At 48.5% G+C, this 2391-nt stretch carries 2 protein-coding genes; one reads left to right on the top strand and one right to left on the bottom strand.

The window, feature by feature from the left end; all coding sequences use genetic code 11:
• Window positions 1–210 precede the first annotated feature (210 nt).
• Window positions 211–1740: a YifB family Mg chelatase-like AAA ATPase gene (locus tag QUB16_RS33220; RefSeq protein ID WP_333322637.1), complete on the bottom strand. Its 1530-nt coding sequence runs from the start codon at window positions 1738–1740 to the stop codon at window positions 211–213.
• A 215-nt stretch (window positions 1741–1955) separates the two neighbouring features.
• Between QUB16_RS33220 and QUB16_RS33215 the strand changes: the two genes are divergently transcribed.
• Entirely contained in the window at window positions 1956–2303 is a 348-nt protein-coding gene (locus QUB16_RS33215; RefSeq protein WP_006631073.1) for a histidine triad nucleotide-binding protein, read from the top strand.
• Window positions 2304–2391: the final 88 nt, after the last annotated feature.

The raw sequence follows: 2391 nt of genomic DNA, 5'->3' as shown, positions 1-2391 counted from the left end.
CGTCCCGCCCGTCCTTTTTGGACGGGCGGGACGCCCATCCCACAATAACAATTAAAATTGTAAATTATTTAATTCGCGATCCTTAAATACCCCCTCTGTTGGGACTTCGTATGTTTAGAAGCGATTTAAATCGCCCAATCAACTGTTAGATACCAAACTTCTTTAAGAAGTTGGGGATTGAAGTATTGTGTCTTTTGAGCCGTTGCTGACTTACTGCATCCGATCGATCGTTCGATACTGCACCGCCTCCGCCACATGATTCGTTTTCAAGCTTTCATCCCCCGACAAATCAGCAATAGTTCTAGCAACCTTCAAAATGCGATCGCTCCCCCTCGCCGAAAGCCCCAACTTCCGAATCGCCATCTCCAATAAATTCCGAGAAGCATCATCCAACTGACACCATCTGTTAATGTGACTGCTTTGCATCTGGGCATTACAGCGCAAACTAGATTCCGACTGAAAACGGCGAGTTGCGAGCTCTCGCGCCCGCTGCACCCTCACCCGCACCGGTTCCGACTCCTCCCCCGTCGGCTGTCGCGTAATTTCTTCAGGTTTCAAACGATTTACGGCCACTTGCAAATCAATCCGATCCATCAAAGGCCCCGAAAGTTTTGCCCAATATTGCTCCCTCTTTTGCGGCGAACAAGTACACTGTTGAATCGAATCGCCGTAATAACCGCAAGCGCAAGGATTCGTACTCGCAACTAAAGTGAATTGCGCCGGAAACATCACCGATTGTCTAGTGCGAGAAATCGTCACATAACCATCTTCCAGCGGTTGTCGCAAAAACTCCAAAACATCTCTTTTAAACTCAGTTAATTCATCCAAAAAAAGAATGCCGCGATGTGCTAAAGAAATTTCACCCGGACGCGGAAAACTGCCGCCACCTACCAAAGAAGGGCCGGATGCCGAATGGTGAGGACTGCGAAAAGGCCGATCGCCCACCAAGCTTCCCTTATCCTTCAACAACCCCGCCACCGAATGAATCTGAGTCACATCCAAAGCTTCATCAAAAGTCAGCGGCGGCAAAATACCAGGCAAACGCCTCGCCAACATCGTCTTACCGCTCCCTGGCGGCCCCACAAAAATTAAATTGTGTCCCCCCGCCGCCGCAATTTCCAAAGCCCGCCGCGCGTGAATTTGCCCCTTTACATCCTTTAAATCTAGACCAGAAAACCGCGTTTTAGCTAACTCTTCTCTACCGTTTACTTCTACAGGCGAATAAACTTCAGGATTGTTCAAAAAATCAGTAACTGCAAAAATATTCTCAAAACCATAAACAGATATTCCGTGCACCAAAGCCGCTTCCTGCGCGTTACCAGCCGGTACAACCAACCCCGAAATACCCATTTTTTGAGCAGCAGCGGCGATCGGCAAAACCCCAGCCACAGGCCGCAAACTCCCATCTAAAGAAAGTTCCCCTAAAAACAAATAATCTCCCAAAAGTTGAGAGCTGACTTGTTCGGATGCTGCTAAAATGCCAATGGCGATCGGCAAATCAAAACTCGGCCCCTCCTTCCGCAAATCCGCCGGAGTCAAATTAATCACAATACTCCGCATCGGAAAAGCATATCCAGAATTTTTTAGCGTAGCCTTAACCCTTTCTTTAGCTTCTTGCACCGCAGAATCGGGCAATCCCACAACCACAATTTTCGGTAGCCCGCCTGACACATCAGCCTCAACACCCACCTTTACCGCGTCAATTCCAACGATCGATGCACTCCAAACCCTAGCAAGCATTTTTCTTTATCCTTAATTTGCCTGTCCTTGATTCATCATCTATTATGATTAACAATGACTAATGAATATCGGGAGAGGCAAGAAAAACTTTTCCTTGCCTCTTCTTTTTCTCCTCTTCCCTCTCTCCTGCTGGGTCTTCCCTCTTCCCTCGGACTGACATCCGTTACATCCGTTACATCCGTTACAGAATCCGTTGCCGAACTTCGTTAACACCCATGACAACTCAAGAAACGCTTTTCAGCAAAATCATCCGCAAAGAGATTCCCGCAGACATCGTTTATGAGGACGACTTGGCCCTCGCGTTTAGAGATATCCATCCGCAAGCACCCGTCCACATCCTCGTCATTCCCAAACAGCCTATTGCCAAATTAGCCGATGCCGAGTCGGGAGATCATGCTCTCATGGGACACCTGCTGCTGACTGTCAAACGGGTAGCAGAACAACTCGGACTTAGCAACGGCTATCGCGTCGTCATTAATAGCGGTAGCGACGGCGGCCAAACTGTAGACCACCTGCACCTTCACATTCTCGGCGGACGGCAGATGAAGTGGCCCCCAGGCTAAAGGCTAATTTTGGGAGCATCTCAGTTTTGTAAAAAGCATTTTTTTTATTGTAGTGCGAGCGTCCCCGCTCGCGTATTGTACAAGACGC

The organism is Microcoleus sp. D3_18a_C4, from assembly GCF_036702415.1.
Lineage (GTDB): Bacteria > Cyanobacteriota > Cyanobacteriia > Cyanobacteriales > Microcoleaceae > Microcoleus.
The sequence above is the reverse complement of the archived record's forward strand: the minus strand, read 5'-3'. Positions and strand labels throughout refer to the sequence as shown.

Coding starts and splice junctions, on each gene's coding strand:
- QUB16_RS33215 (WP_006631073.1), top strand. CDS start 1,956: ATGACAACTCAAGAAACGCTTTTCAGCAAAATCATCCGCAAAGAGATT.
- QUB16_RS33220 (WP_333322637.1), bottom strand. CDS start 1,740: ATGCTTGCTAGGGTTTGGAGTGCATCGATCGTTGGAATTGACGCGGTA.